The organism is Solidesulfovibrio carbinolicus (assembly GCF_004135975.1).
Classification (GTDB): Bacteria; Desulfobacterota; Desulfovibrionia; order Desulfovibrionales; family Desulfovibrionaceae; genus Solidesulfovibrio; species Solidesulfovibrio carbinolicus.
This window is the reverse complement of record NZ_CP026538.1, coordinates 4,427,159-4,450,698: the sequence shown is the minus strand read 5'-3', so window position 1 is coordinate 4,450,698 and position 23,540 is coordinate 4,427,159. Positions and strand designations below refer to the sequence as shown.

Annotated in this window: 21 protein-coding genes; 11 read left to right on the top strand and 10 right to left on the bottom strand. The window is 67.5% G+C overall.

Translation table 11 applies throughout. The annotated features are described in order from the left end of the window. Positions 1 to 2: 2 nt before the first annotated feature. The gene (locus C3Y92_RS19925) at positions 3 to 719 is read left to right on the top strand and encodes an ABC transporter ATP-binding protein (RefSeq protein WP_015863163.1); all 717 of its coding nucleotides are present in this window, start codon (positions 3 to 5) and stop codon (positions 717 to 719) included. On the opposite strand, the gene C3Y92_RS19920 is transcribed toward C3Y92_RS19925, so the two are convergent. The 3 genes from C3Y92_RS19920 to C3Y92_RS19910 all read right to left on the bottom strand — a co-directional run bounded on the left by C3Y92_RS19920 (position 694) and on the right by C3Y92_RS19910 (position 4,467). After that, a complete protein-coding gene (locus tag C3Y92_RS19920; RefSeq protein ID WP_129355614.1) occupies positions 694 to 2,862 on the bottom strand; it encodes a sensor histidine kinase in 2,169 nt (722 codons plus the stop codon). The two genes, C3Y92_RS19925 and C3Y92_RS19920, sit on opposite strands and share 26 nt — an antisense overlap. Before the next feature lie 331 nt (positions 2,863 to 3,193). After that, positions 3,194 to 3,517, bottom strand: a complete 324-nt coding sequence (locus C3Y92_RS19915) for a flagellar protein FlaG (RefSeq protein WP_235669554.1) — start codon at positions 3,515 to 3,517, stop codon at positions 3,194 to 3,196. 68 nt (positions 3,518 to 3,585) lie between these two features. Continuing rightward, positions 3,586 to 4,467 (bottom strand): DMT family transporter, encoded by an 882-nt coding sequence (locus C3Y92_RS19910; RefSeq protein ID WP_129355610.1) that lies wholly within the window; start codon positions 4,465 to 4,467, stop codon positions 3,586 to 3,588. 179 nt (positions 4,468 to 4,646) lie between these two features. Between C3Y92_RS19910 and C3Y92_RS19905 the strand changes: the two genes are divergently transcribed. From C3Y92_RS19905 to C3Y92_RS19895, 3 genes are all read left to right on the top strand, one after another. Continuing rightward, positions 4,647 to 5,093, top strand: a complete 447-nt coding sequence (locus C3Y92_RS19905; protein WP_129355608.1) for a hypothetical protein — start codon at positions 4,647 to 4,649, stop codon at positions 5,091 to 5,093. Between the two features lie 58 nt (positions 5,094 to 5,151). Further along, the gene (locus C3Y92_RS19900; protein ID WP_129355606.1) at positions 5,152 to 6,429 is read left to right on the top strand and encodes a class II fructose-bisphosphate aldolase; all 1,278 of its coding nucleotides are present in this window, start codon (positions 5,152 to 5,154) and stop codon (positions 6,427 to 6,429) included. A 176-nt stretch (positions 6,430 to 6,605) separates the two neighbouring features. Next, positions 6,606 to 7,073, top strand: coding sequence for a YbhB/YbcL family Raf kinase inhibitor-like protein (locus C3Y92_RS19895; protein WP_129355604.1), 468 nt, complete (start codon positions 6,606 to 6,608; stop codon positions 7,071 to 7,073). A gap of 68 nt (positions 7,074 to 7,141) precedes the next feature. On the opposite strand, the gene C3Y92_RS19890 is transcribed toward C3Y92_RS19895, so the two are convergent. Next, positions 7,142 to 7,438: a hypothetical protein gene (locus tag C3Y92_RS19890; RefSeq protein ID WP_129355602.1), complete on the bottom strand. Its 297-nt coding sequence runs from the start codon at positions 7,436 to 7,438 to the stop codon at positions 7,142 to 7,144. A 177-nt stretch (positions 7,439 to 7,615) separates the two neighbouring features. Between C3Y92_RS19890 and C3Y92_RS19885 the strand changes: the two genes are divergently transcribed. From C3Y92_RS19885 to C3Y92_RS19875, 3 genes are all read left to right on the top strand, one after another. After that, positions 7,616 to 8,515, top strand: a complete 900-nt coding sequence (locus C3Y92_RS19885) for a LysR family transcriptional regulator (RefSeq protein ID WP_129355600.1) — start codon at positions 7,616 to 7,618, stop codon at positions 8,513 to 8,515. Between the two features lie 137 nt (positions 8,516 to 8,652). Beyond that, positions 8,653 to 9,513, top strand: a complete 861-nt coding sequence (locus C3Y92_RS19880) for a hypothetical protein (RefSeq protein ID WP_129355598.1) — start codon at positions 8,653 to 8,655, stop codon at positions 9,511 to 9,513. An 89-nt stretch (positions 9,514 to 9,602) separates the two neighbouring features. Beyond that, the gene (locus C3Y92_RS19875) at positions 9,603 to 9,878 is read left to right on the top strand and encodes a helix-turn-helix domain-containing protein (RefSeq protein WP_207214013.1); all 276 of its coding nucleotides are present in this window, start codon (positions 9,603 to 9,605) and stop codon (positions 9,876 to 9,878) included. Between the two features lie 1,125 nt (positions 9,879 to 11,003). Here C3Y92_RS19875 and C3Y92_RS19870 read toward each other — a convergent pair. From C3Y92_RS19870 to C3Y92_RS19850, 5 genes are all read right to left on the bottom strand, one after another. Further along, positions 11,004 to 11,309: a hypothetical protein gene (locus C3Y92_RS19870; protein ID WP_129355596.1), complete on the bottom strand. Its 306-nt coding sequence runs from the start codon at positions 11,307 to 11,309 to the stop codon at positions 11,004 to 11,006. Positions 11,310 to 11,463: 154 nt separating this feature from the next. Beyond that, on the bottom strand, positions 11,464 to 11,934 hold the full coding sequence (locus C3Y92_RS19865; RefSeq protein WP_129355594.1) for a DUF3859 domain-containing protein: 471 nt from the start codon (positions 11,932 to 11,934) through the stop codon (positions 11,464 to 11,466). Positions 11,935 to 12,023: 89 nt separating this feature from the next. Next, a complete protein-coding gene (locus C3Y92_RS19860; protein WP_129355592.1) occupies positions 12,024 to 12,509 on the bottom strand; it encodes a hypothetical protein in 486 nt (161 codons plus the stop codon). Beyond that, a complete protein-coding gene (locus tag C3Y92_RS19855; RefSeq protein ID WP_129355590.1) occupies positions 12,500 to 13,606 on the bottom strand; it encodes a spore photoproduct lyase family protein in 1,107 nt (368 codons plus the stop codon). The genes C3Y92_RS19860 and C3Y92_RS19855 overlap by 10 nt, the downstream gene beginning before the upstream one ends. Further along, on the bottom strand, positions 13,603 to 14,622 hold the full coding sequence (locus tag C3Y92_RS19850; protein ID WP_129355588.1) for a ParB N-terminal domain-containing protein: 1,020 nt from the start codon (positions 14,620 to 14,622) through the stop codon (positions 13,603 to 13,605). The genes C3Y92_RS19855 and C3Y92_RS19850 overlap by 4 nt, the downstream gene beginning before the upstream one ends. Before the next feature lie 256 nt (positions 14,623 to 14,878). Here C3Y92_RS19850 and C3Y92_RS19845 point away from each other — a divergent pair, with 256 nt between their 5' ends. Both C3Y92_RS19845 and C3Y92_RS19840 read left to right on the top strand, forming a co-directional pair. Continuing rightward, positions 14,879 to 16,948 carry an elongation factor G gene (locus tag C3Y92_RS19845; protein ID WP_129355586.1) on the top strand — a complete coding sequence of 690 codons (2,070 nt, stop codon included), beginning with the start codon at positions 14,879 to 14,881 and terminating at the stop codon, positions 16,946 to 16,948. A 178-nt stretch (positions 16,949 to 17,126) separates the two neighbouring features. Next, positions 17,127 to 18,536: a sigma-54-dependent transcriptional regulator gene (locus tag C3Y92_RS19840; RefSeq protein WP_129355584.1), complete on the top strand. Its 1,410-nt coding sequence runs from the start codon at positions 17,127 to 17,129 to the stop codon at positions 18,534 to 18,536. Between the two features lie 200 nt (positions 18,537 to 18,736). Here the strand turns inward: C3Y92_RS19840 and C3Y92_RS19835 are convergent, their stop codons facing one another. Beyond that, positions 18,737 to 19,573 carry a DJ-1/PfpI family protein gene (locus C3Y92_RS19835; protein WP_129355582.1) on the bottom strand — a complete coding sequence of 279 codons (837 nt, stop codon included), beginning with the start codon at positions 19,571 to 19,573 and terminating at the stop codon, positions 18,737 to 18,739. 127 nt (positions 19,574 to 19,700) lie between these two features. On the opposite strand from C3Y92_RS19835, the gene C3Y92_RS19830 reads away from it, so the two are divergent. Next, positions 19,701 to 20,672 carry a GlxA family transcriptional regulator gene (locus tag C3Y92_RS19830; protein WP_129355580.1) on the top strand — a complete coding sequence of 324 codons (972 nt, stop codon included), beginning with the start codon at positions 19,701 to 19,703 and terminating at the stop codon, positions 20,670 to 20,672. 284 nt (positions 20,673 to 20,956) lie between these two features. Next, positions 20,957 to 23,470, top strand: a complete 2,514-nt coding sequence (locus tag C3Y92_RS19825; protein ID WP_129355578.1) for a response regulator — start codon at positions 20,957 to 20,959, stop codon at positions 23,468 to 23,470. The last annotated feature ends 70 nt before the right edge of the window (positions 23,471 to 23,540 follow it).

Genomic DNA, 23,540 nt, shown 5'->3' with positions numbered 1-23,540 from the left:
TCGTGGCCGCTATTTTGGAGCTTGAGGGCGTGTGCGCCCACTACGGCCGCATCCAGGCCCTGCGCGACGTGTCGCTGCGGGTGGAGGAAGGCGAGGTCGTCACCATCATCGGGGCCAACGGCGCGGGCAAGTCCACCACGCTCATGACCATCTGCGGCATCGTGCGGGCCACGGCCGGCGAGGTGCGCTACGCCGGGGAGTCCATCCGCGACAAGCGCCCGGACCAGCTGCCGGCCCTGGGCCTGTGCCAGGTGCCCGAGGGACGCCGCATCTTTCCGCGGCTTACCGTCCAGGAAAACCTCGACATGGGCGCGTTCTTGCGCCGCGACGCCGACGAGATCGAGGCCGACCTGGGCATGGTGTTTCGGCTGTTCCCGGTGCTCCACGAGCGGCGCAAGCAGCACGGCGGGACGCTCTCTGGCGGCGAGCAGCAGATGCTGGCCATCGCCCGGGCGCTCATGGGGAGGCCGCGCATGTTGCTTTTGGACGAGCCGTCCCTTGGGCTGTCGCCCATGATCTCCCAGCACATCTTCCGCATCATCCGCAACGTCAACGAGGAGCGCGGCATGACCGTGCTGCTCGTCGAGCAAAACGCCAACATGGCGCTCAAATTGGCCGACCGGGCCTACGTCATGGAGACCGGCGCGGTGGTCATGGAAGACGACGCGGCGGCGCTGCGGGAAAACGCCGACATCAGAAAGGCCTACCTGGGGCAATAGCCCCGTCGTCGGGCAGAAGCCCGAAGCGCAGACTGAACTGGAACACGCTGCCCTTGCCGGGCTGGCTCTCCACGGTCAGCTCCCCGCCCATGGCTTCCACCAGCCCCCGGCTGATGGCCAGCCCCAGCCCCGTGCCGCCGAAACGTCGGGTGGACGAGGCGTCCACCTGGGTGAAACGCTCGAAAATCCGCTCCTGATCGTCCTTGGCGATGCCGATGCCGGTGTCGCGCACGGCAAAGCCCACTTCCACCGTCTCGCCTTCCGGTCCGGACAGCACGCACGGCTTGGCGCAGTAGGCCTCGATGGTCACCGACCCCGACGACGTGAACTTCACGGCGTTGCCGCCAATGTTCTGGAGCACCTGGCGCAGTTTGCCGCCGTCGCCACACAAGAGTTCCGGAACATCCCCGGCGATGGTCGCCGACAGTTGCAGGCCTTTTTCCTGGGCCACGGGGGCCAGGGTCGCCTCGATGCCTTGAAGAATGGACGACAGGACAAAGGGATGCGTGTCGAGGGCGAGCTTGTTCGACTCCAGGTGCGACAAATCGAGGAGGTTTTCGACGAGCTGCAGCAGCGCGCCGGCGGCTTGTTCGATGTCGGCCAGGCATTGCCGCTGGTCCGGGTCGAGGTTCGAGGCGGCCAGGACCTGTCCCATGCCGATGATGCCGTTTAAGGGCGTGCGCAGCTCGTGGCTGACGTTGGCCAGAAAGTCGCTTTTGGCCTGGCTGGCCGCTTCGGCCGCCTGTCTGGCCCGGATCATGGCCGTGACGTCGCGGGCGAAGAGGGCCGCCCGGGGAGGGAAGCCGGGCGGAGTGGGCAGGGGGGCGGCGATGATGTCGAAGAGGATGCCGGCCCGCTCGTCGGTAAACCGCACCCGCCGGCCGAGCTTCACGGCCCGGTGCAGCTGGGCCAGCCGCAGTTCGCCGACCCTGCCCGGAAAGATCTCGGCGAAGGTCCTCCCCGCCAGGGCCTCGTTGGGCTGGCCGATGCCGGCGGCCGCGGCGGCGTTGACGGCCAGGATACGGCCCGAGGTGTCGGCCACGATCACCCGGTCCGAGGCGGCGTCGAGGAGTTCGCGCACGGCGGCGGCGTTGTCCCGGGCGGCGGCCTCGGCCATCTTGCGGTCGGTGATCTCCGCGATGACGCTGATGAAATAGAGCGGCTCGCCGTCGTCGTCGCGCACCAGGGACACGGTCAGGGTGATCCAGACCAGGGAGCCGTCCTTGCGCACGTAGCGCTTGTCCATGGAGTAGGTGGCCAACCGGCCGGACAGCAGGTCTCGCACACGTTCCAAGTCGGCGTCCAGGTCGTCGGGGTGGGTGATGGCCGCGAAATCGAGGCGATCGAATTCGGCCGCGTCGTAGCCGGTGATCTCCTGGAACCGGGCGTTGACTCGCAGGAACCGGCCGTCCAGCCCCACATGGGCGATGCCCACGGCGGCCAGCTCGAAGGTGCCCCGAAAGCGCCGTTCCGAGGCGGCCAGCTCGGAGCGGGCCTCGTCGTTGGCCCGGGAAACGCGGGCCGCCCGGCGCAGCAGCAGCAGGCTCCCCAGGGCCAGGGTGGGCGTGGCCACGGCGATGGCCGCCAGGCCCGCCGCAGCGTGGCGGGCCTGGGCGTCGAGCAGCGCGTCCAGGCCGGCCTTGACCGAGGCGTGGCAGGTGGTCAGGCAAAGATGGAGCTCGGCCAGAAGGCTTTCGTAGTCCCTCCCGTGGAGCATGGCCCAGGCCTCGTCGGTGCGCCTTTGGCGGGCCAAGTCCAGGGCCTGGGCCTGGATGGCCATGAGCTTGGACAGATGCTTCTCAATGGCGGCTATGTCGGCCAACCCCGGCGAGGCATCGACCAGTCGGCGCAATTCCCGAAGGCTTTGGGCGGCGATATCGGCTTGTTGGCGGTAGACCACGGCAGCGTCGTCGTCGCCCCGCGCCGCCACGACCAGGGCCAGGGCGCGCATCTCCCCGGCCGCGGCTCCAATGGACGACAAGGCGTTGTCGGCTTCCAGCACCACGTCGCGGATGGCGGCGGCGTTACGGTTGGCGGCCACCACCAGCCAGCCCAGGACGAGGTACAGGGCCAGGGCCAGGGAGACCAGGGCCAGACCGCGTCCGACGGGAAAGGGGCGAAAGGGTTGCTTGGCCGTGAGCATGACGGTTTGGGCGGGTCGAGAGCACCGGTGGTTTGGCGACGCCGCGAAAGCCGTCAGGGTTGGGGAAGCGTGGCGCTGCGGCACACGTGTCGGGCTCTTGGAAACTGTTTATAAGGTAAATTATTCGAAGGATTTGCCATCTCTTGGGGGCACCCGGGACAGTAGCCAAGCCCGCCGGAAAGGGCAAGCTGGTCATTGGGCTGAGATCCTAGGCCCTGGGTTGGGTGAGGCGTCCCTGGTGTCGCGTCCCCGAAAAACGCTTGGGGCGTTTCGTAGGCAACAGACTAAAACCATGCGGATTCGAAAAAATCGTCCGTATAAGGGACACGCCCTAGACCGATTTGTCCAGGATGGCTTCGGCGGCAAAGGCTCGCAGTTTGACCACCAGGCGCAGCCATTCTTCGTCAGGCAGTTCCCGCAGGAGCTTGCCCGTGGCGTCGTCGCGCACAAGGGTCTGGACGATCTGGGTGGCCTCGTCGATGCGCAGGGCGATGCTGCGGTTGGGGAAGGCGGCCTGGATGTCGCGCACCGTGGACTGGGCGTCGTGCTCCTCGATCTTCTGGCGCTCGGCCACAGGAGCCGAGGCCGTCCGTTGCGGGGCGGTTTGGGCCGGGGCAGTCGCCCCAAGAAGGGGAGTGTTCGCGCTGTCGCTCATGGCTGCCTTCGCCGCGCGGACGCGACGGTCCTCCACGCCCTTCCTATCGGTTTTCGGGCCGGCCGTCTTTAGTTTCCGCTCCCCTGGGGCAGGGGGGCGCGCAGCCGCTCGCGCGCGCCGTCCCAGATAGTGGCCAGCACCGAGGCGATGATGAGCGCCGAACCAAGATAGCCGATAAAGCCGAAGCGCTCGCCGAAAAGGGCGTAGGCCAAAATGGCGGCCATGACCGGCTCCAGGGTGGCCACCACGGCCGCCCGGGTGGCTTCCAGGCGTTTTAAGCCGGCGTAATAGAGCGAATAGGCTCCGTAGGTGGAGCACAGGGCCAGGACGATGCAGGGCACGGCCCCGGCCAGGGTCGGCCGGGTGAAGTGGACAAAGGGCAAAAGGGTCAGCGACCCCACGGGCAGGGCGTAGAGAAAGAGCGTGGGCGTCTTGTAGCGGCCCAGGTAGTATTTGCCGAAGATGTAGTACAAGGCATAGGTGACGCCCGAGAGCAGGCCGAAAAAGATGGCCCGGCCGTTGACGGCGGCGGACCCGTCGCCGCAGCTCACCCCGGCCACGCCGACGATGGTGGCGGCCACGGCCGCGATCTTGTAGCCGCCCATGGGTTCCTTGAGAAACAGCCACGACATCACGGCCACCCAGGCCGGGGCGGTGTAGAGCAGCACCGAGGCCAGGGCCGCGCCGCCGGCTTCCACGGCCACGACATAGGCGCCGAAAAGCCCGGCGATGCCGGCCACGCCGAATCCGGCCACGGCCGGCAGGTCCCGGGGCGCGATGCGCGTTTCCCGGGCGCGCAGGGCCTGGGCGGCGAAAAAAAACCAGGCCAGGGTGGTGCGCCAGAAGGCCACTTCCACCGTGTCCATGCCGGCGGCGAACGACAGCTTGGACAGCGGCCCGATCAGCCCCCACAAGGCGGCGGCTCCCAGAACGTAGAGATAGCCCGACATGTCTTAAGCCTCCAGGCCGCGGCGGCGGCGAGGCTAGGGGCTATCAGAATACGCCCCGGCGCGAAAGGGAAAACCCCCAGTGCAGGCGGGGAATTGCAGCCGGGCGTGTTGATTGTTTCGCTCGGCCGTACTATGCCTTGGACGGTTTCGCCTCTGTTTACGGACCCAAGGAGCCTGCCATGCTTTCGCGCCGACTTTTCTGCGTCGCCGACCCGACCCACGCCGATTTCGGCTGGGCGGCCGAGAGTCGCTTTCTGCACATCCGCAAGTACGACGCCTGCGGCAATACGGTCAACGACTGGACCTTCCCGGTGGCCGACACCGCCGCCGGCGAGATCACCTGCGCCGTGTGCGGCGCGCCGGCCTATCTGGCCGGCGTTCAGCCCAAGGCCGGGGCGCAGGTCGTGGCCTGCGACTTCCTGGGCCGCTGCCAGGCCGGGCCGGCCGACGCCAACCTGGCCCGCCTGGACGCCTTGTGCCGCCGGCTGGCCGACATTCCCTATCCGGTGGAGCGCGCCCGCATCGCTTCGGCCGTGGCCGCGCTGATGGCAGCCGTGGCCAACGATCCGGCCGCCGCCGCCGTCCTGGCCGCCCACAAAATCGCGGACATCTACGCTGCCGGCTGAGCCGGCCGCGACCCACGCCATTTCGGGCCAAGCGCCCCGCCACGACAAGGAGGACTCGATGACCAAGACGGATATGACCGCCTTCAACCAGGCCCTGGCCGTTGGCCGCCCGCCCAACGTCAAGACCCTTTTCCCCCATTCCCGGGCGCTTCTCGTCAGCGGCAAGGCCGTGGACCGGGCCATGCTCAAAAAGGGCCAGGCCATGACCATCGCCGCCAACTCCCGCAGCAACGCCGTGCTGCGCGGGGCGCTTATCGCCGCCCAGAAGGCCGACGCCGCCGTCATCCTGGAGATCGCCCGGTCGGAGTCCACCTACTGCAACGTCACCATGTGGAACATTGCCCGGCAGGCCGACCAGGCCATGAACGAACTGGGCATCACCGTGCCCGTGGCCATCCATGCCGACCACTACGGCATCAAAAAGCCCGGCGACGTGGCCGAGGCCCTGGCCGAAATCCCGACGCTGTTCGAGGCCGGCATCACCTCCATCGCCATCGACGCCTCCCACCTCCCCGACGAGGACAACCTCCTGGCCAATATCGCCCTGGCCCCCGTGGTCCCGGGCTGGGCCGGCTACGAGACGGAAGTGGGCGAGATCAAGGGCAAGTCCGGCCTGTCCACCCCGGACGAGGCCCTGTTCCTCATCCGGGGGCTCAACGCCAACGGCATCCACCCGGACTGGATTGCGCTCAATAACGGCACCACCCACGGCATCGAGGCCTCGGCCACGGGCATCCAGGTGGAGCTGACCGCCGAGATCCATCAGGCCCTGGCCCCCTACGGCATTTCCGGGGCCCAGCACGGCACCTCGGGCAATTCCTCGGACAAGCTCAAGCAGATCGCCAGCCTGACCCGCACCACCAAGGCCAACGTGGCCACGGCCCTGCAGATGATCGCCTGGGGCGTGGCCGTCAACGACTATGGCAACGCCGTGCTCGACGCGGCCGGGGCCTTCACCAAGGAGCCGGGCAAGGGCCTGGACGAGGCCCTGTGGGCCGAGATGGTGGCCTATGCCGGAGCCAAGGGCATCAAGGCCGGCGACTACAAAAAGCTCAACGCCGTGTTTGAAAACAAGATCCTGGGCCAGCCCAAGGCCATCCGCGACCGCATGGCCGGGGCCGTGGCCGAGTTCGTGGCCTGGCTGCTCACCGACGTCTTCAATGCCGCCGGCACCGCGCCCCTGGCCGTGGAAGCCCTGGTGGCCGCTGGTTCCCATGACCTTGGCCCCAAGGCCGGCGTCATCGAGAATCCGGCCGAATGGACCCGGGAGAAGATCCTGGAGCGGGCCAAGTCCCTGTCCCGCGACAAGGGCCCCGAAGGCGACTTCGACGATTAAACGTGCTTTTTGCGGCGGCCGGCCGGGTGAGTGCCCGGCCGGCCGCCTTGGCATGCCGCGTCTTTGGCCTCTCAAAAAATAGAGGCGTAGTCTTCGGGAAAACGTGCTAACAAGGTGTTGCTTGTGAAGCATGAGAGACTTCTCGGGGACGCGCCAGACGCGTCCAAGGAGCGCCGATGCCCCAGACGCTGACGCTCGCCTCGCCGGCCTTTGTCCATATGGGCCGGATTCCCGACCGTTACGCCGCCGCCGGGGCGGACCTGTCGCCGCCGCTGCTGTTTGCCGGCGTCCCGGCCGGCGCGGCCAGCCTGGCGCTGGTGTGCGACGATCCCGACGCCGTCTCCGGCGTGTTCGACCACTTCGTGCTCTACAATCTTTCCCCGGCCACCCCGGGCCTGCCCGAGGGCCTGCCGGCCGTGCCCCGCCACGCCGACGGCAGCCTGTCCGGGCTCAACGGCTGGGGACGCCTCGGCTACGCCGGACCCCGTCCGCCGTCGGGCATCCACCGCTACGTTTTCACCCTCTACGCCCTGGACGCCGTCCTGGATCTGCCGCCCGGGGCCGCCAAGAAAGATCTCCTGCGCGCCGCCAAGGGCCACATCCTGGCCTCGGCCACCCTCATTGGCCGCTACGGCCGGGAGTAAGGTCCGGGCCAAGCGATCTTGGCCCATGGCCCGCTTGTCCGTCCCCGTCGCGGCATCCGCCTCCGATTTCATTGCAGCGAGCAGGCCCGGGCGCAGCGCTCGCGCACGTCGGCTTTGTCCAGCCCCAGGTGGGCGGCCACGCAGGCCTGGCACAGGCTGGGCGGTTGGGACAGGGGTACGCCTTCCTCGCCGGCCCGGGCCAGCACCATGGAAAAGACCGCCTCGGCCAGATCGGCCCGGGCCGGCGCGGCGACCCCTCGTGGGGCGGGAGCGGCCGGCCCCGCCGAGGGCCGATCCAGGACAAACAGCGCGAAAAGCGCGGCGGCGGCCAGGCTGGCGACGACGATTTTCTTGACATTGGACATTGTTTTTTCCTCCATCCGTAACGCCCGGCCCGGCCTTTACGACAGGGGCGGGCTGTGCCATAGGCCCCAGTGGGGCTTCGGTCGGACCGTAGCCCGCCGCGCCGGTCGCGATCCAATCGCAATGTCCGAAGCGGTGCTTCGGCTTGGCCGAAGACGCGCGACGCCGGGAGGGGCGTTGTGGAATACTATCACCTGCGCACCTTCGTGGCCGTGGCCGAGGAGGAGCATCTCACCCGGGCGGCCGAGCGGTTAAACGCCAGCCTGCCGGCGGTCAGCGCCCATATCCGGGGTCTGGAAGAGGAGCTCGGGGTGGCGCTTTTTTCGCGCACGCCCAAGGGCATGCGCCTGACGGCCGAGGGCCGGGCGCTTCTGGAAGAGGCCCGGGAGGCCCTGCGCGGCCTGGACGCCGTGCGGCGGCGGGCCGGAGCCTTGCGCCAGGACGTGACGGGCGTGGTGCGGCTGGGGCTTAATAACGAAGCCGCGCGCCTGCATGTGCCGGAAATCCTGGCCGTCATGACCCGGCGGCATCCCGGGGTGGAGCTGCATCTGGTCAATTCCAGTTCGCCGCGCATCCTGGACAACGTGCGCCTGGGCCGGCTCGACATCGGTTTCGTCTACGACAACATCATCGAGGCCGGGCACGAGGTGGCGGTGACCCCTCTGGAAGAGGTGCCCATGGCCGTGGTGGGGCCGACCTCCTGGTCCGAGCGGGTGCGCCGGGCCGATTGGGACGAACTGGCCGGTCTGCCCTGGGTGTGGTTTTCCGAGCGCTGTCCGTTTCAGTATCTGCTCGAATCCTCGTTTTCACGCCGGGGACTGCCCATCAACAAGGTGATGGTGGGCGACAACGACGCCACGCTGCGCACGTTGGTCGCGGCCGGCGTCGGACTGACCTTGCTGCGCCGCGACGACGCCCTGGAGGCGGCGGCGGCCGGCGAGGCCTGCGTGTGGCCATGGGAAGGCATGGCCTTGGGACTGGCCCTGGTCCACCGCCGGGAACGGGCGGCGGACCGGTGCATCGAAGCGGTGGCCCAAGCCGTGGCCGAGGTCTGGGGACTGCCGGCCCGGAAACGTTAAGGCTCAGCCCCTTACAAAATACGAACGTATTTTGTAAGAAAATCAATGGTTTTGTTGGCAGCCCACGAGACGCCCAGGCGTTTTCGGGGACGAGACCCTCGGCCTAGAGTTGTGAACAAGCGCGGGAGAATTATTGCATGAGCGAGTCGGCGAAGCCTGACCGGGAATTGCCCTGGCGGGCCGCGTGCGGCGTTACGGTGTTGGTGTTGCTCTTGTCCATGATGGCCCTTGCCCAGGCCAACTACCGGGAAGACGACCCGGGAGCCAACCAGGTGCTTTCGGGCAGCGCCTTCGGCTTTGCCGACCAGCCGGGCCGGCAGGTGCTCGTTCCGGTGGAGCCGGGCCTGGCCCGGGGCATGAAGGGCTTTCGCAAGGCCGTGGCCGCCCCGGGGCGGGTGGTCGATCTGGCCTATGCCGGTTCCCAGCGCAGCGAGCTGGACTCCGGGGCGTCGTCCCAGCGTTTCGCCGAAGAGTCGGGCGCGGTCTTCGCGGCCAGCCAGGCCTTTGGCCCGGGCGACCACGTGCTGGTGGCCACCGAGGATTTCCTGGCCGAGCGGCAGGTCCTGGCCGTGACCCCGGCCGCCGGGGAGGTCCCCTGTTCCCCGGCCGTGCGGCGCGAAATGGCTGACCGGACCGGGCGCGAGGTGGCCTGGTGCCGGGAGATCGGCACGCTTTCCGACGGCGGCCGGCTGTCCCTGGCCCGGTTTGCGCCCCATGGCCGCGACGAGCTGGTGACCCTGAGTTGGTCCATGCCCGGCGCGCCCACGGTCTACCTGGACCATGCCGGGACGGCCGAGGCCGGCGGCACGTGGCAGGCTGGCGATGGCGGCGAGTTTTCGCCCGAGAGCTACCGACCGCTTTTCGCCTTTGTGAGCGCATCCGGGCGGGAGCTGGCCGTGCGCTGGTCGGGTCCCGAGGGCGACGCCCTGGATCTCTACCGTCAGGACGGCGACACACTGGCTCCCTTCGTGGCGGCGGCCTGGGCCAGGCCGGAGTAGCCGAAGGCACGCGAACGTTTTGGGCCGTCCGCGACGCGGGCGGCTTTTTTTGTGCTGCGTCGCGCCCTGGGCGGCGGGCAGGAGGAGACATGATGGCGGACAACGACACGACGGAAAACGATGCCGCTGACGGCCCCAAGCCTTTGCCGCGCGAAGTGGCCTGGCTGGTGGAGGAAGGCTATTCGCCCATCCGGGCCTGGCGGGAGCACCTGGGCGTGACCCGGGAGGAACTTGGCCGCCGGCTGGCCATTTCCCCGGCCGCCGTGACCCAGATGGAGGCCAAAAAAAGCCGGCCGCGCGGGGCGACGCTTAAAAAGATCGCGGCGGTGCTGGCCATAGACTGGGAGCTGCTGCGGGCCAAATAGCCGTCTTCGCCGCCGGCGGCGGCGGCTGCCCGGAGAACGGCCGCGCCTGGCCGGCCGGCTGACTCGACGCTCCCGGCCAGCCTCCCCCTTGGATTTTTGGATGCGGCCGGAGCAGGGCCTTGCCCGCGCCGTCGCCACCCTTGGGGCGCAACGTTGGGTTGCGTCGCGTCCCTTGTCCGCATTCCCCGTCCACATTCCCCAATCTCCCGGCCGTGTCGGCGTTTCCAGCCAAAAGGAACAACCAGACACGGCTGAGGAACATAAACCGTCCCAAAACGAACCGTTCGGGGCCGGTTAGGCACAGCCGCGCCCGGGATAGGCACAGGCCAAGCCCGGCAAGGAACCGGCGCGCACACGCAACGAACAAGTTGTGTTCGTTTTTTTGAAAATGATTTCAAGTAAGTAATGTTGATAAGCACAGTTGGGCGGCGCTGTCGTCGTTTCCGGCGGCTTGCCGTATTGGCTCAAGCCGCCCTCGGGCCGGCTTGGAACCGAAGGATTGGTCGCCCGGAACGGCCGGATGTCGCGCCCGGGCACGCCGAAAAGGCACAGCAAGGCACGGCGAAGAAACGTCCAAGGAACAGCGAGACCTCGATATACGAACACCGTACGAACAGCGAAAGGAAACGTAAGAACGGCCAAAGAACAAGAAGAGAACAGCCGGCGAACAAACGATGGTCGTTATTTTCTGCTGTGATTTTAGTTGGTAAGGCAATATTTGCACAAAATGATGCTCGCCCGTCTCGCCTTGGGCCGGATGCAGGGCCGCACGGTCCCAGGCCTGAGGCGCAATGGATTGGCCGTGGGTTTCCTCGGACGCCACCTGGGCGGTACGCATCTGCCGGCCGGGAGGCGTCGCATGAAGATCGGGGGAGGCGTGCCCAAGCGATTCTGGGGCGGCATGAGACGCAGGCGTCGCTGCGGCTGCTTTGGAGCGAAGACAGGGCTTTATTCAGCCGGAGTGGGGTGTGGCCGCTGCGTCGCTGTCCCAGCGCGCGCCGCCACCCTGCTCAGGGTCTGCCCCGGACAGGGTGGCGGCAGTAGTGCGGGAGCATGACCAGCAAACCGGAAGCAGCTTTTCACCAAGCCGCCAGGCTGCCCCCAAAAAGACGCCCGCTGTTGTTGTTAAACGGGCCAACCGGCCAAGATGCCGCTGCTTGTCGAGCCGCTGGGCATCCCTGCCCAGCTTAACGTCCAACTCAACGTCACCTGCGCCGCTAACGCAAACACCACTTCGACAGAGGGGACCCCAGACCCCGGCATGCCCTGGTTGCAGAGTTTCGCGCTGGCATTGGCAGCATCAAGCGTCGCTGCTCCTTGCAAGACTCCCCCGACGGTCGCCGCAACGACAACGCTTTTGCCGTCAACGGAAATGTACGACAGCGTGGCCCCGCCCTCGATTGTCATTGTGCCGGCATAGGAGTGTCCCATGGTAACCATCCTTTTTGTTACAGGTTGATTATTGACACTCCTATTCTATATCTGGATATCGATTGGCTGGCAAGGGTTCGCCACAAGCACGCCAATAAAAAAGCGCCCGGGACAGGCCTTGTCCCGGGCGCTGACAACAGCGAAAAAATGTGCCCTAGGGCTGGGGATTGAAGACCTGGAAGGTCTTTTTCACCTGGCTGCCGTCCTCGGCGATGGCCGTCAGCGTCCAGTCGCCGCTGGCCATCTCCCATTCCTTCTGGAAGGTGAAGGTGCAGTGGTATTCCTTGCCCGTGGCGATGGTCTCCACGGACTCGGTGGTGAAGACCACGGCGTTTTTGGCCGGATCGATGATGCCCGGCGTGGTGGTGATGATCTTCACCTTGGAGACGCCGCCCTCGGGCTTGAGGGTCTTGAAACGCATGCCGAAGGTGGCTCCGAGCTGGCGCGGCACGCTGGTGGTGGCCAGGGACAACGCGCCGTTTTGATAGATGCCGTAATCCACCATGACGATGGTGGGTTCCTGCGGTTTGTCCTCCTTGCCGCCAAAGCCGAAGAAATTCATGGTGGAAGAACAGGACGCCAGAAGCAGGCACAGAAGCGGCAACAGGACAAGCAGACGTTTCACGATATCCCTCCATGGCCGGCGGCCATCTGTAGTCGATGTTGCCCACATGCCTCTCAACGGCCATTTGTGTCAAGGCAAGGGGCTGTTGTTCAACTTTGCCAGGGCGCGGCGAAAGCCAGGGCGGCCAGTTCGGTCTTGCCGGCAAAAAGCCGGGCCAGCGTCTCGCGTTGCCCCTCGGCCAGACGCAGCCCGGAGACCGGCAACGGCCCGGCCTCGCCGCCGTACATGGTCACGGCCCGGTCGATCCACTCGGCCGGCACGAAATCGGCCGGCAGCTTGAGCACCGTGCGCGTGCCGTCCTCGAAGACGCTGATCGGCTTGTCGTAACGCGCCTTGCCCGGCCCGAGCACGATGTTGCCCGTGCGCAGGAGCGTCTCTTCAACCCGCGACGGCGGCACGGCCGCCCATTTGCCCAACAGCTCGAAAAAGGCCGGCCGCAGGGCCAGATAGTAAAACGGGTCGATTTTCAGGGCCACGGACACGCCCGGCACGTTTAAAATCGACGGCGAGTCGGCGAAGTGGCGGCCCAGGGCCTTTTCCAGCCGGTCCAGGGTGTCGGCGTAGTCTACGAGCATGGCCGCGTTCCTCCGGGGTTGTGGGCGCGCGACAGCAGATGGGCGGCCAGCCCCCCAAGGTCCCGGGGAGCCTGGCCCAAGGCGGCGCGCCAGACCTCGTCCGACTCCATACAGCAATAAAGCCCCTGCGAAAAGCCGTGTCCGGCCAGCCGACGGGCCATGAAACGCAATTGCCGCACCCGAAGGGGCCGCAACAGCCGCGTCTTGCCGTCCGGGCCGATGGTGAACTCGCCAAGCATGTAGCGCGGCAGCTCCCGGCCCTCGGCCATAAGCCGCCCGGGCAGCTCGGGCAGGCAGCGAAACGACCCCAGGCTGATGTAGGCGATGTCGTCCGGGGCGAGATAATCGAAAATCATGTCCACGGTTGTGGCGTACTCCCGCTCCCAGCCCTCGAACCAGCAGATGGGGTCGAAGTGCAGGCAGACCCGGTAGCCGGCCCCCACGCAGGCCCTGGCCGCCGCAAGCCGGGCTTCGAGCGAGGCCGTGTCGCGCTCCTGGGCGGCCACGATCACCGGGGCGTTAAGCGACCAGGACGGTAGCACCGTTTTCGGGTCCGGGTCGGCCTCCATCCAGCTGAGATCGGCGGTCTTGGACTTGAGTTCCAGCACGACGTTGGGATGGCCGGCCAGAAAGCCCAGGAGTTCGCGGGTGTGGCCGGTGATGGGTTCCAGGGCCAGGGCGTCGGCGAACTGGCCGGTGCCGACGCGAAACAGCCGGCTGGGGTCGCGGCCAAACACCCGGCCCAACTCGGCGAACATGGCCTCGGTGTTGGCAAAGGCGGTCAGCGTGCGGTCGCGGAAATAGGCCCGCAGGATGCAGTACGAGCAGTCCATGGGGCAGTTCTCGCCGATGTGGATGATCTGGTAGCCGCAGCAGCGGTAATGGCGGGTGGCCGGGCAGGGGCGCAGGAACCGGCCGGGGTGGGCTTTGACGTGCAGCGCCCGGCCGCCGTTCGGGGCCTGGGGCAGGGGATCGCCCGGGGCCAGCACGGTCACGGCCGCCTCGGGCAGGGCGGCCCTGGCCCGGGCGGCCATGGGCGTTTGGGCCACGGCCGCGTCCAAGGCCAGGGCCGTGATGTCCCACAGCGGCGCGCTCACGTTTTTTCTCCCGGCTCTTCGGACATTTCCTCCTGGGCCACGGAAAGGAGCCTGGGCAGGGCCGGGGCGACGGCCATGGCGGCCAGGTCGGCGGCGGCCTTGGACAGCTCCTGGCGGTTTTTCACCGTGACCTCGAAGGTGGCGCTGTCGGACTCGAAGCCCTGGCTGGGGCGGATTTTCACCCGGCTGCCCCGCGAGAGTTCCCGGGAAAGCGCCGTGAACCGGGCCTCCAGGGTGGTGACGGCCGGATAGCGCAGCCGGCGCAGGCCGGCCAGCAGTCCGGCGGTCAGGTCATTGGGCGACAGCCCCCGGCCGGGCAGGTCGAGCAGGCCCGAGCGGGTGAGCGTCGCGGCCGGCGTCTCGCCGGCCAGCCGGGCGGCTTCGGTCAAAAAGGTCAACGCCGCCGAAAGGCTGCCGCGCGACCAGCGCACGGCCCCCAGAAGCGGCATAAAGGCATTGAGATCGTCCGGGTCCAGGGCGGCGAGCCGTTCGCCGGCCCCCAGCGGCACATGGCCCGAGGCAAGCCACGCATCCAGGGCCGGCGGCAGGGTGAGCCAGCGGGCAAGCAGCCGGCCGCGCCGGTCGTCCGGGGCGAAAAGCAGGGGGCCGGCCAGAGCCAGGAAGCCGTCCACGCCGGCCAGGGGGGCGAAATAGCGCCCGGCGGCCACGGCCATGGCGTCGGTGACGGCCCGGCCGAGGTTGGTGGCGAGATAGATAAGCCCCAGGCGCAGGGCCAGGGGCAGCGGGCCGCCGTCCGGGGCCTGGGGATGGGTCTCGGGGTCAGCCTCGGGCAGGGCCAGGGCGCACAGGGTGCGGCCTTTGATCTCCCGCAGGGCGGCGGCGCGCCTGCTGCCGGCGGCCAGGATGGGCCGGCCGTCGGTTTCAATGACCAGGGCCGGGGTGACCTGTCCCAGGGCGGCCAGGGAATCGGTCAGCGCCGCGTCGGGCGGGGCGGCCCAGAACAGGTGCGGGGCGGACAGGTCGATGTCGCGAGGGTGAAGAAAGAGTGGCTGCACGGTGTCGGTATTCTTGGCTTTTTGCCGTAGAGTTTGTGATTTCAGGAAGTTGTCGTCTTGACAAGGGGTGACGCCTCATCCAATATGCCCAAACTCGCGGAAAAGCCAAGGGCCTGAAAATGCCCGGATTTCCGCCCGATCTCTCTCTCGATTCGCTTCGTCACAAAGCCGGCCCGCCGGCTTTCGATATGGGACAGGAAAAACGCCCCCAGGCGTTTGGACCACGGTGACAACGCCTAGCACAAGGGAGAAGGGAATGTCGGAAAACCTCGCCAGCCAACGCACCTACGCCCTGATCGGCCACGGCGGATGCGGCAAGACCTCTGTGGCCGAAATGCTCCTTTTTACCGCCGGCGCCATCCCGCGACTGGGCAAGATCGAGGAAGGGGCCACCACCCTGGACTACGAGCCCGAGGAAATAAAGCGCCGGGGCAGCACCCAGCCCGGTCTGGCCGCCTTCCAGTTCCAGAAAAACCGTCATTTTCTCCTGGACATCCCGGGCGACGGCAGCTTCAACGGCGATCTGCCCTATCTGCTGCGCGCCGTGGACGGCGTGGTCTTTGTGGTCGACGCCGTGGACGGCGTCAAGCCGCTGACCAAAAAGCTCTGGGGCGAAGTCGCCAAGCTTGGTCTGCCCACGCTCTTTTTCATCAACAAAATGGACCGCGACCGAGCCGATTTCGAGATGGCGCTCAACGGCATCAAGGAAAAGCTGGGCGTTAAGACCTACATCCAAAATCTCCCCATCGGCGAGAAAGAGGCGTTTAGGGGCGTGGTCAACGTCCTTGAGGGCAAGGCCTACTTTTTCGACGACAAAGGCGGGTCCACCGAAGGCCCCATCCCTGCCGACATGGCCGACGATGTCGAGACCCTTCGTGAGACCATGATCGAGGAAGTGGCCGTGTCCGACGAGCAGCTCATGGAGCGCTACCTCGAAGGCGAGGAGATCGCCGTGGAGGAACTGCTGGCCGCCGTGCACAAGGCCACGCTGTCCGGGGCGCTGTGCCCGGTGTGCTGCGGCGCGGCGCTGAAGGCCATGGGCGGCGCGCGCCTTTTGGCCGCCGTCCAGAACTACCTGCCCGGCCCGCTGGAGGCCGCCGGCGGCGACAAGGTCATCGCCACCGAGACCGGCGAGATCACGGCCAGCGAGTCCGGCCCGGCCGTCGCCTTTGTGGTGAAGACGCTGTTCGATCCCTTCGCCGGCCAGCTCTCCATCGTGCGCGTGCTGACCGGAACCATCGCCACCAACCAGGAACTGCACAATCCGGCCACCGACACCCTGGAGCGCGCCGGCCAGATCCTGTTGCCCCTGGGCAAGGAAACCGTCATCTCCAAGGAGCCGGCCGGCCCGGGGTCGGTCATCGCCCTGGCCAAGCTCAAGGACACGGCCACCGGCCATACCCTGTGCGACCCCAAAAAGCCCGTGGTCATTCCCGCCCCGGTCCTGGCCCCGCCCATGATTTCCTACGCCCTGGCTCCGGCCGAGAAGGGCGACGAGGACAAGGTCTTCGCGGCCATGTCCAAGCTCCTGGACGAAGACATCACGCTGTCCATCACCCGCGACGAGGAGACCGGCGACATCCTCATCGCCGGCATGGGCCAGACCCATCTGGAAACGGCCGTGGAAAAGGCCAAGCGGCGCTATAAGGTCACGCCGGTGCTCAAGGCCCCGAAAATTCCCTACCGCGAGACGGTCAAGGGCAAGGTCGAGGTCCAGGGCCGCCACAAGAAGCAGACCGGCGGACGCGGCCAGTTCGGCGACTGCTGGATTCGCATGGAAGGCCAGCCGCGCGGCGGCGGCTACGCCTTTGTGGACGCCATCGTCGGCGGCGCCATTCCCCGGCAGTACATCCCGGCCGTGGACAAGGGCGTGCAGGAATCGGCCGCGCGCGGCTACCTGGCCGGCTATCCCATGGTCGACTTCAAGGTGACGCTTTTCGACGGCACCTTCCACACCGTGGACTCCTCGGAAATGGCCTTTAAGATCGCCGGCTCCATCGCCTTCAAGGCGGCCTGCGAAAAGCTCAAGATCTCCTTGCTTGAACCCATCGTCTTGGTGTCGGTGAGCTGCCCGGACGAATACATGGGCGACATCATCGGCGACCTGTCCAGCCGGCGCGGCAAGGTGCTGGGGTCCGACTCAACCGGTGGCATCACGGAAATCCAGGCCCATGTGCCCATGGCCGAGATGCAGGAATACGCCAAGACCTTGAGCTCCACCACCGGCGGCCAGGGCGCGTTCACCCTCGCCTTCGACCACTACGAGGAATGCCCGCCGCCCATCGCCGAGAAGGTGGTGGCCGAGAGCAAGAAGAAGGAAGAATAGCGGCAGGGGAGCTTGGGAAGCGGGGCGCTGCCCCGCGCCCCGCCGGGGGCCTAAGGCCCCCGGACCCCCATCTTGTGGGGCCGGTGTCCGGCCTTCGTCACGGCAATGCGCCTTGACGGGGGCCGGGTGTCGGCCCCACAATGCGTTAGTCCGATTATTCGGAAATGGAATCAGACCCATGGCCCACATTCTCCTCGTCGACGACGACCCCATCCTGCGCGAAACCTTTGGCGCGCTCATGCGCCGCCTGGGCCATACCCTCCATTGGGCCGGCTCCATCGAGCAGGGCCGCCTCACCCTGGCCCGGGAGCGCCTGGACGTGGTGCTGCTCGATTTGCGCCTGCCCGACGGCTACGGCCTGGACCTGCTCCCCGACGTCAAGACCGCCGCCGGCGCGCCCGAGGTCATCATCGTCACCGGCCAGGAAGACCCCGAAGGCGCGGCCATCGCCATCAAATCCGGGGCCTGGGACTACATCCAAAAGCCGCTGACCCCCAACCGCGTCACCTTGCCCCTGACCCGGGCCTTGGAATACCGGGCCCAGAAGGCCGCCCGCCGCCCGCCGTCGGTGCTCAAGCGCGAGGCCATCATCGGCGCGGCCCCGGCCATGGAAGCCTGCCTGGACCTCGTGGCCCAGGCCGCCGATTCCGACGCCGCCGTCCTGGTCACCGGCGAGACCGGCACCGGCAAGGAACTCTTCGCCCGGGCCATCCACGCCAACTCCGCACGGGCCGTCAGCAATTTCGTGGTGGTGGACTGCGCCGCCCTGCCCGAAAGCCTGGTCGAAAGCGTGCTTTTCGGCCACGTCAAGGGAGCCTTTACCGGCGCGGACCGCGACCGCGACGGACTGTTCAAGCTGGCCGACGGGGGCACGCTGTTTCTCGATGAAATCGGCGAACTCTCCCCGGCCATCCAAAAGACCTTCCTGCGCGTGCTCCAGGACGGCCGGTTCCGGCCGGTGGGCTCCAAACGCGAACTGTCGAGCGATTTCCGGCTGGTGGCCGCCACCAACCGCGACCTGTCCGCCATGGCCGCGGCCGGAGCCTTCCGCGACGACCTGCTCTACCGCCTGCGCACCATCGTCATCACCCTGCCCCCCCTGCGGCAGCGCCCGGAAGACATCCGCCAGCTCACCATCCACCACATGAACCGGCTGTGCAGCCGCTACGGCCTGCCCACCAAGGGCTTTGCCGAGGAGTTCTTCCAGGTGCTGTGCGCCTACTCCTGGCCCGGCAACGTCCGCGACCTGTTCGGCACTTTGGAGCGCGTGCTGCTCCAGCATCGCGGCGAACCCGTGCTCTATCCCAAGCATCTGCCCGACGAGATCCGCCTGCAAATGCTGCGGGTGACCGGCCTGTGCGAGCCGGGCGAGGCCCTGCGCCCCGATGCGGCCGAGCCGGCCCGTGGGGCGGTCATGCCCTGGAAGGACTACCGCCGCCAGGCCCTGGAAGACGTGGAACGGCGCTACCTGCGCGACCTGCTCGAAGCCAGCCGGGGCAACGTGGTCCGGGCCGCCCAGGCCAGCGGCCTGTCGCCGTCGCGGCTGTATGACCTGTTTCGCAAGTACGGCCTGTCGACGCGGCCCTAGGCTGCGTCGGAAGAGGAAAAGAGGCCGGCGGCCGGGGGCCTGAGGCCCCCGGACCCCCCAAATGGGAAAAGGGGTAAAGGGGGTTCGGCGGGGAGCGGTTGTCTTGACGGCTGGGGAGCCGGGAGGACAGGCGTTTTGTTGGCGCGCGCCCGTCTGGTCCCGGGTGGAAGCCGGAGGGCGCGCGGGGAAGAGCGGGGCGGTCAGGAAGTTTTAACGCCCAGGCGCTTGGAGGCCGCCTCCAAGAGCTGGCGGGCGTCGGGCGCGACCTGCTCCAGATAGGCCAGATAGCCGGCCTTGGCCTTGGCGGTCAGTTCGGCCGGGGCCGATTTGGGCGAGCCGCAGGCAAAGGGCGGCTCCGGGTCGTACTCCAGGGTAAGCTGGATGGTCTTGGCCACGTCGTCGCCGCACAGCTTGGCCAAAAGCGTCAGCCCGAAGTCGATGCCCGAGGTCACCCCGGCCCCGGTCAGGCGGTTGCGGTCGGCCACCACCCGCTCCCGGGTCGGGATGGCCCCAAAGGCAGCCAGTTCGTCCACCAGGGTCCAGTGGGAGGTGGCCTTGTAGCCGCGCAGCAACCCGGCCGCCCCCAGGATGAACGAGCCGGTGCACACGCTGGTTACCCACGTCGCCGTGGCCCCGACCCGGGCCACCCAGTCGAGGATATCGGGCTGGCGCAACTGGGCGAACACGTTGCTCGTGCCCGGCACGCACAGGATGTCGGCGCTGGTGGTCTCGGCGAAGGTGGCCGTGGGCACGATGCGCAGCTCGGCCGGGGAGCGGCTTTCGGCCCGCACCGGATTCGTGTCGCGCCAGACATAGTCCATGGTGAACCGGCCCGAAGCGCCGAGCACCGTGGCCGGGCCGATCATGTCCTGGGCCGTTATGCCGTCAAACAGCAGAAAGGCGATATGGGGCTTGCCGGGCTCGCGTTTGGCCGGACCGGATGCTCCCGTCGGGGCGGCGGCCAGGGCCGGGGCCACGCCCGCGCTGGCGGCGGCGGCCAGGCCCAGGCAGGCCAGGGAGAAATGGCGGCGATTCATAAAAACTCCTAGGGTGATCGTTTTCCCCTGGTCTACGCCGCCGCCGTTTTCCCGAAAGGGGCTTGCCGGCCAATTGCCGCCGGAATATGGTCAAACGCCTGCTGCCCGTGTCCCGACGGAATCCACCATGCCCATATTCCCCACGCCCCATCGGCTGGCCATCCTGGCCCTGCCCGGATTCGTGGCCTTTGATCTGGCCATCCCCCAGGCGCTTTTCGCCCAAATCCGTCTCCCGGACGGGAGCAAGCCTTACGAGGTGTTCCTGTGCGGCCCGGGCGATCCGATCCGCAGCGGCGCGCATGCCCTTGGCGGGGTTGCGCCCCTGGAGAGGCTGCCCGAGGCCGACACCGTGGTCATCCCCGGTATCATGGAGCCGGAGGCCTTTGCCGACGCGGCGGTGGCCCAGGCCTTGCGCCGGGCGGCGACAGGGGGAGCGCGCCTGGCCTCCATCTGCACCGGAGCCTTCGTTATGGCTGCCGCCGGACTGCTCGACGGCTTGCCGGCCACCACCCATTGGGCCAAGACGGCCGACCTGGCCCGGCTGTACCCGGCGGTTGCCGTGGCGGATGATGTCCTGTTCGTCGATAACGGCGCGGTGCTGACTTCGGCCGGCCTGGCTTCCGGCATCGACTTGTGTCTGCATCTGGTGCGTAAGGACTGCGGCGCGGCCGTGGCCGAAGGGTGCGCCGAGTTTTTCGTGCTGCCCCTGGAGCGCCATGGCGGCTGCGCCCAGCGCCTGCGCCGCGTGGCCCCGGGCGCGGACGACAGCCTGGCCGCCTTGCAGGTCTGGCTGCTGGAAAACCTCCATGTCGAGCTCTCCCTGGAAACCATGGCCGCCCAGGCCCGCCTGAGTCCGCGCACGCTGCACCGCCGCTTCCGGGAGCAGCTCGGGGCGGCCCCCATGGACTGGCTGGCCCGGGCCAGGGTGCGCCGGGCCCAGGCGCTGCTGGAAACCACGAACCTGGGCGTGGAGGCGGTGGCGGCTGCCGTGGGCTTTGGTTCGGCCGCCGCGTTTCGGGAGCGTTTTCGTCGGCTGGTGGGCGTCTCGCCCACGGCTTGGCGCGAGACCTATGGGGCCGGCACGGGACGGGGCCGGTGATAAGGCGCTGGCTTAGCCGTTGGGCAGGTCGTGCCGCCTGTCGCGGCGAACAGGATTTTCCCGGAAACGGACTTGAAATGGCGTTGCTGGGCCGATAGGGTAAAGCGCGGGGTGTTGCGGGCCGGAGAATTGTCGGCGGCGTTCTGGCGAAATGATTTGTGACGATGTCATTGCAACAAGAGAGCAATTGTCGTTCCAAGGGGCGCAACTAGAAATTCTTCAGCATTTTTTCAATGCTCCAAGGTGTTGTTGCCAGGATTAAGGTCCTTGAGAGAGGCTTGCCGATGCGTTCCAGTCTTCATGTCGTGTTCGCCGGTATCGCGCTGAGTTGCGTGCTGGCCGTGGGCTGCGGCGGCGTGCTGTATCTCTTGCGCTCCAGCCAGATCGAGGAAGTCGGCAAGGATCTGGACCGGCTGTCCTTTGTCCTGGCCAATCAGACCGCCCTGGCCTTTCAGGAGATCAACACCAAGCTTTCCGACGCGAAAATGCAGCTGGAAAGCGACTGGACGACCTGGCCGGCCGACGAGGAAAAAATCCACGACATCCTGCGGGCCAATTTTCGCGGCCTGCTCCAGGGGCAGGCGCTGCTCGCCTTTGACGCCGACGGCAAGATGCGCGGCCATTCCCGGGAATGGCCCACGCCCCGGGTCATGGTGGCCGACCGCGAGTACTTCACGGCCCAGAAGGCCGCGGACGGCGACTTCCTGTTTATCTCCGAACCGCTGCGCAACCGGGTCAACAACGCCTGGATGATCAGCCTGTCGCGCCGCATCGACACCCCTTCGGGCGTTTTTGCCGGCGTGCTCATGGCGGCCATCGACGTGCAGTATTTTCTCGACATCTACACCGCCCTCAAGTTGCCCCATGACGCCACCATCGTCCTGCGCCGGGGGGACGGCCTGCCCCTGGCCGCCTATCCCGTCCCCGGGCGGCTGGACGGCCAGGGCGTGCCGTGTCCCATTCCGGGCGAAAGCATCAGCCGGGCCCGGGACGTGCCGGGATTTTCCATGTCGGTGTGCCTGTCCTTGCCCCTGGACAGCCTGCTGGCGGGGTGGCGGCGGGTGGCCTGGCTGCTGGGGTTGGGCACGGCGGCGGCCGTGGCCGCCATCCTGGCGCTTTCCGCCGCCCTGGCGGCTAGGCTTCGCCGCGAGTGGGAAACGGCCCGGCGGCAACAGGCCGAACTGGAAGACCTCGTGGCCGCCCGGACCGCAGCCCTGCAAGAACTGCTGGAACTCAACACGGCCATCCTGGAAGCCTCGCCCCTGGGGATTGGCGTCTACCGCCGGGACGGACAATGTCTTTCGGTCAACGCCAGCTTCGCCCGCATCGTCGGCGGCGACCGGGAGGCGTTGCAAAGCCAGAATTTCAACGAGCTTGAGTCCTGGCGCGCCTGCGGTCTGCTGTCCGAGATCCTGGAAACCCTGGACAACGGCCGGACGTTTCACAGCGAAGCCCGGGTGGTGTCCACCTTCGGCAAGCCGATCTGGCTGGAATGGCGGCTGGTCCGGTTCGTGCGGGGAGGTCAAAACCATGCCCTGCTGCTGATCAATGACGCCACCGTTCGCAAACAGGCCGAGGACGAGCTGCGCCAGGCCAAGCATCAGGCCGAGGCGGCCAGCCGGGCCAAATCCGCCTTCCTGGCCAACATGAGCCACGAACTGCGCACACCCCTTGGCGGCGTGGCCGGCATGCTGGAGCTGCTGCTGACCACCACACTGGACGGCGAGCAGCACGAGTATGTGACGGCGGCCCTCAAATCGACCCGGCGCTTAAGCGACCTGCTCTCCGACATCCTCGACCTGTCGCGCATCGAGGCCGGCAGGCTGGACCTGCGCCTGGCCCCCTTCGAGACAGCCAACCTGCGCGCCGCCATCCTGGAAGTCTTTGCCCTGGCGGCCCGGGAGAAAGGGCTGATCCTGGAATTCTCGCTGCATCCCGGTCTGCCGGCCCGCATGGAGAGCGACGAGGTCAGGCTGCTCCAAATCCTGTTTAATCTCGTGGGCAATGCCGTGAAATTCACGGGTCTGGGCTTTGTCCGGGTGGATATGTGGAGCCTGCCCGCCCGGCCGGACGGCCGTACGCCCCTGGTGTTTTCCGTGGCCGACTCCGGTGTGGGCATCCCGGACGCCCGGCTGCGGGAGATTTTCGAGCCTTTTGCCCAGGGCGACCATCCCGGGCAGCAATCCCGCTTCGGCGTCGGGCTTGGGCTGTCCATCGTCAGCCGCTTGATCGCCCTGCTTGGCGGCGAGCTGGCCGTGGACAACGCCCCGGGTGGCACCACGGTCTACGGCTGCCTGCCGGTGGTCGTCCCGGCCGGCACGGCTGTTCTCGCCGCAGCGTCCGAGGCCGAGGCCGCGCCGCCGGCGCAAATCGGCCAAACCGCCCCTCCGGCAGGCCTCTTGCCGGAGGGCAGAGCGGTGGTGCTGCTGGTGGAAGACGACGCCATCAACCGGCTGGCTGCTCGGCAGTATCTGGAAAAGCAGGGTCTTGCCGTTCTGGCGGCCACCACCGGCCTGGAAGCCCTGGACATCCTGGCCCGCGAGGCCGTGGACGTGGTGCTCATGGACGTCCACATGCCCGAGCTCGACGGGGTGGCGGCCACGCGCCGCATCCGGACCGCGCCGGAGTTCGCCCGGCTCTCCGGGGTGCCCATCGTGGCCATGACCGCTTACGCCATGGCCGGCGACAAGGAAAAGTTCCTGGCGGCGGGCATGGACGGCTACATCGAAAAGCCCTTGGACCTGGCCCGGCTGGCCCGACTGGTGGAAGAGCTGGCGGCGTCGGGCCGGCCGGTCTAGGTTACGTCCCTTAAAAATACGATAGTATTTTTTATAAAAAATAGGATTTTAGCTTGTTGCCTGCAAAACA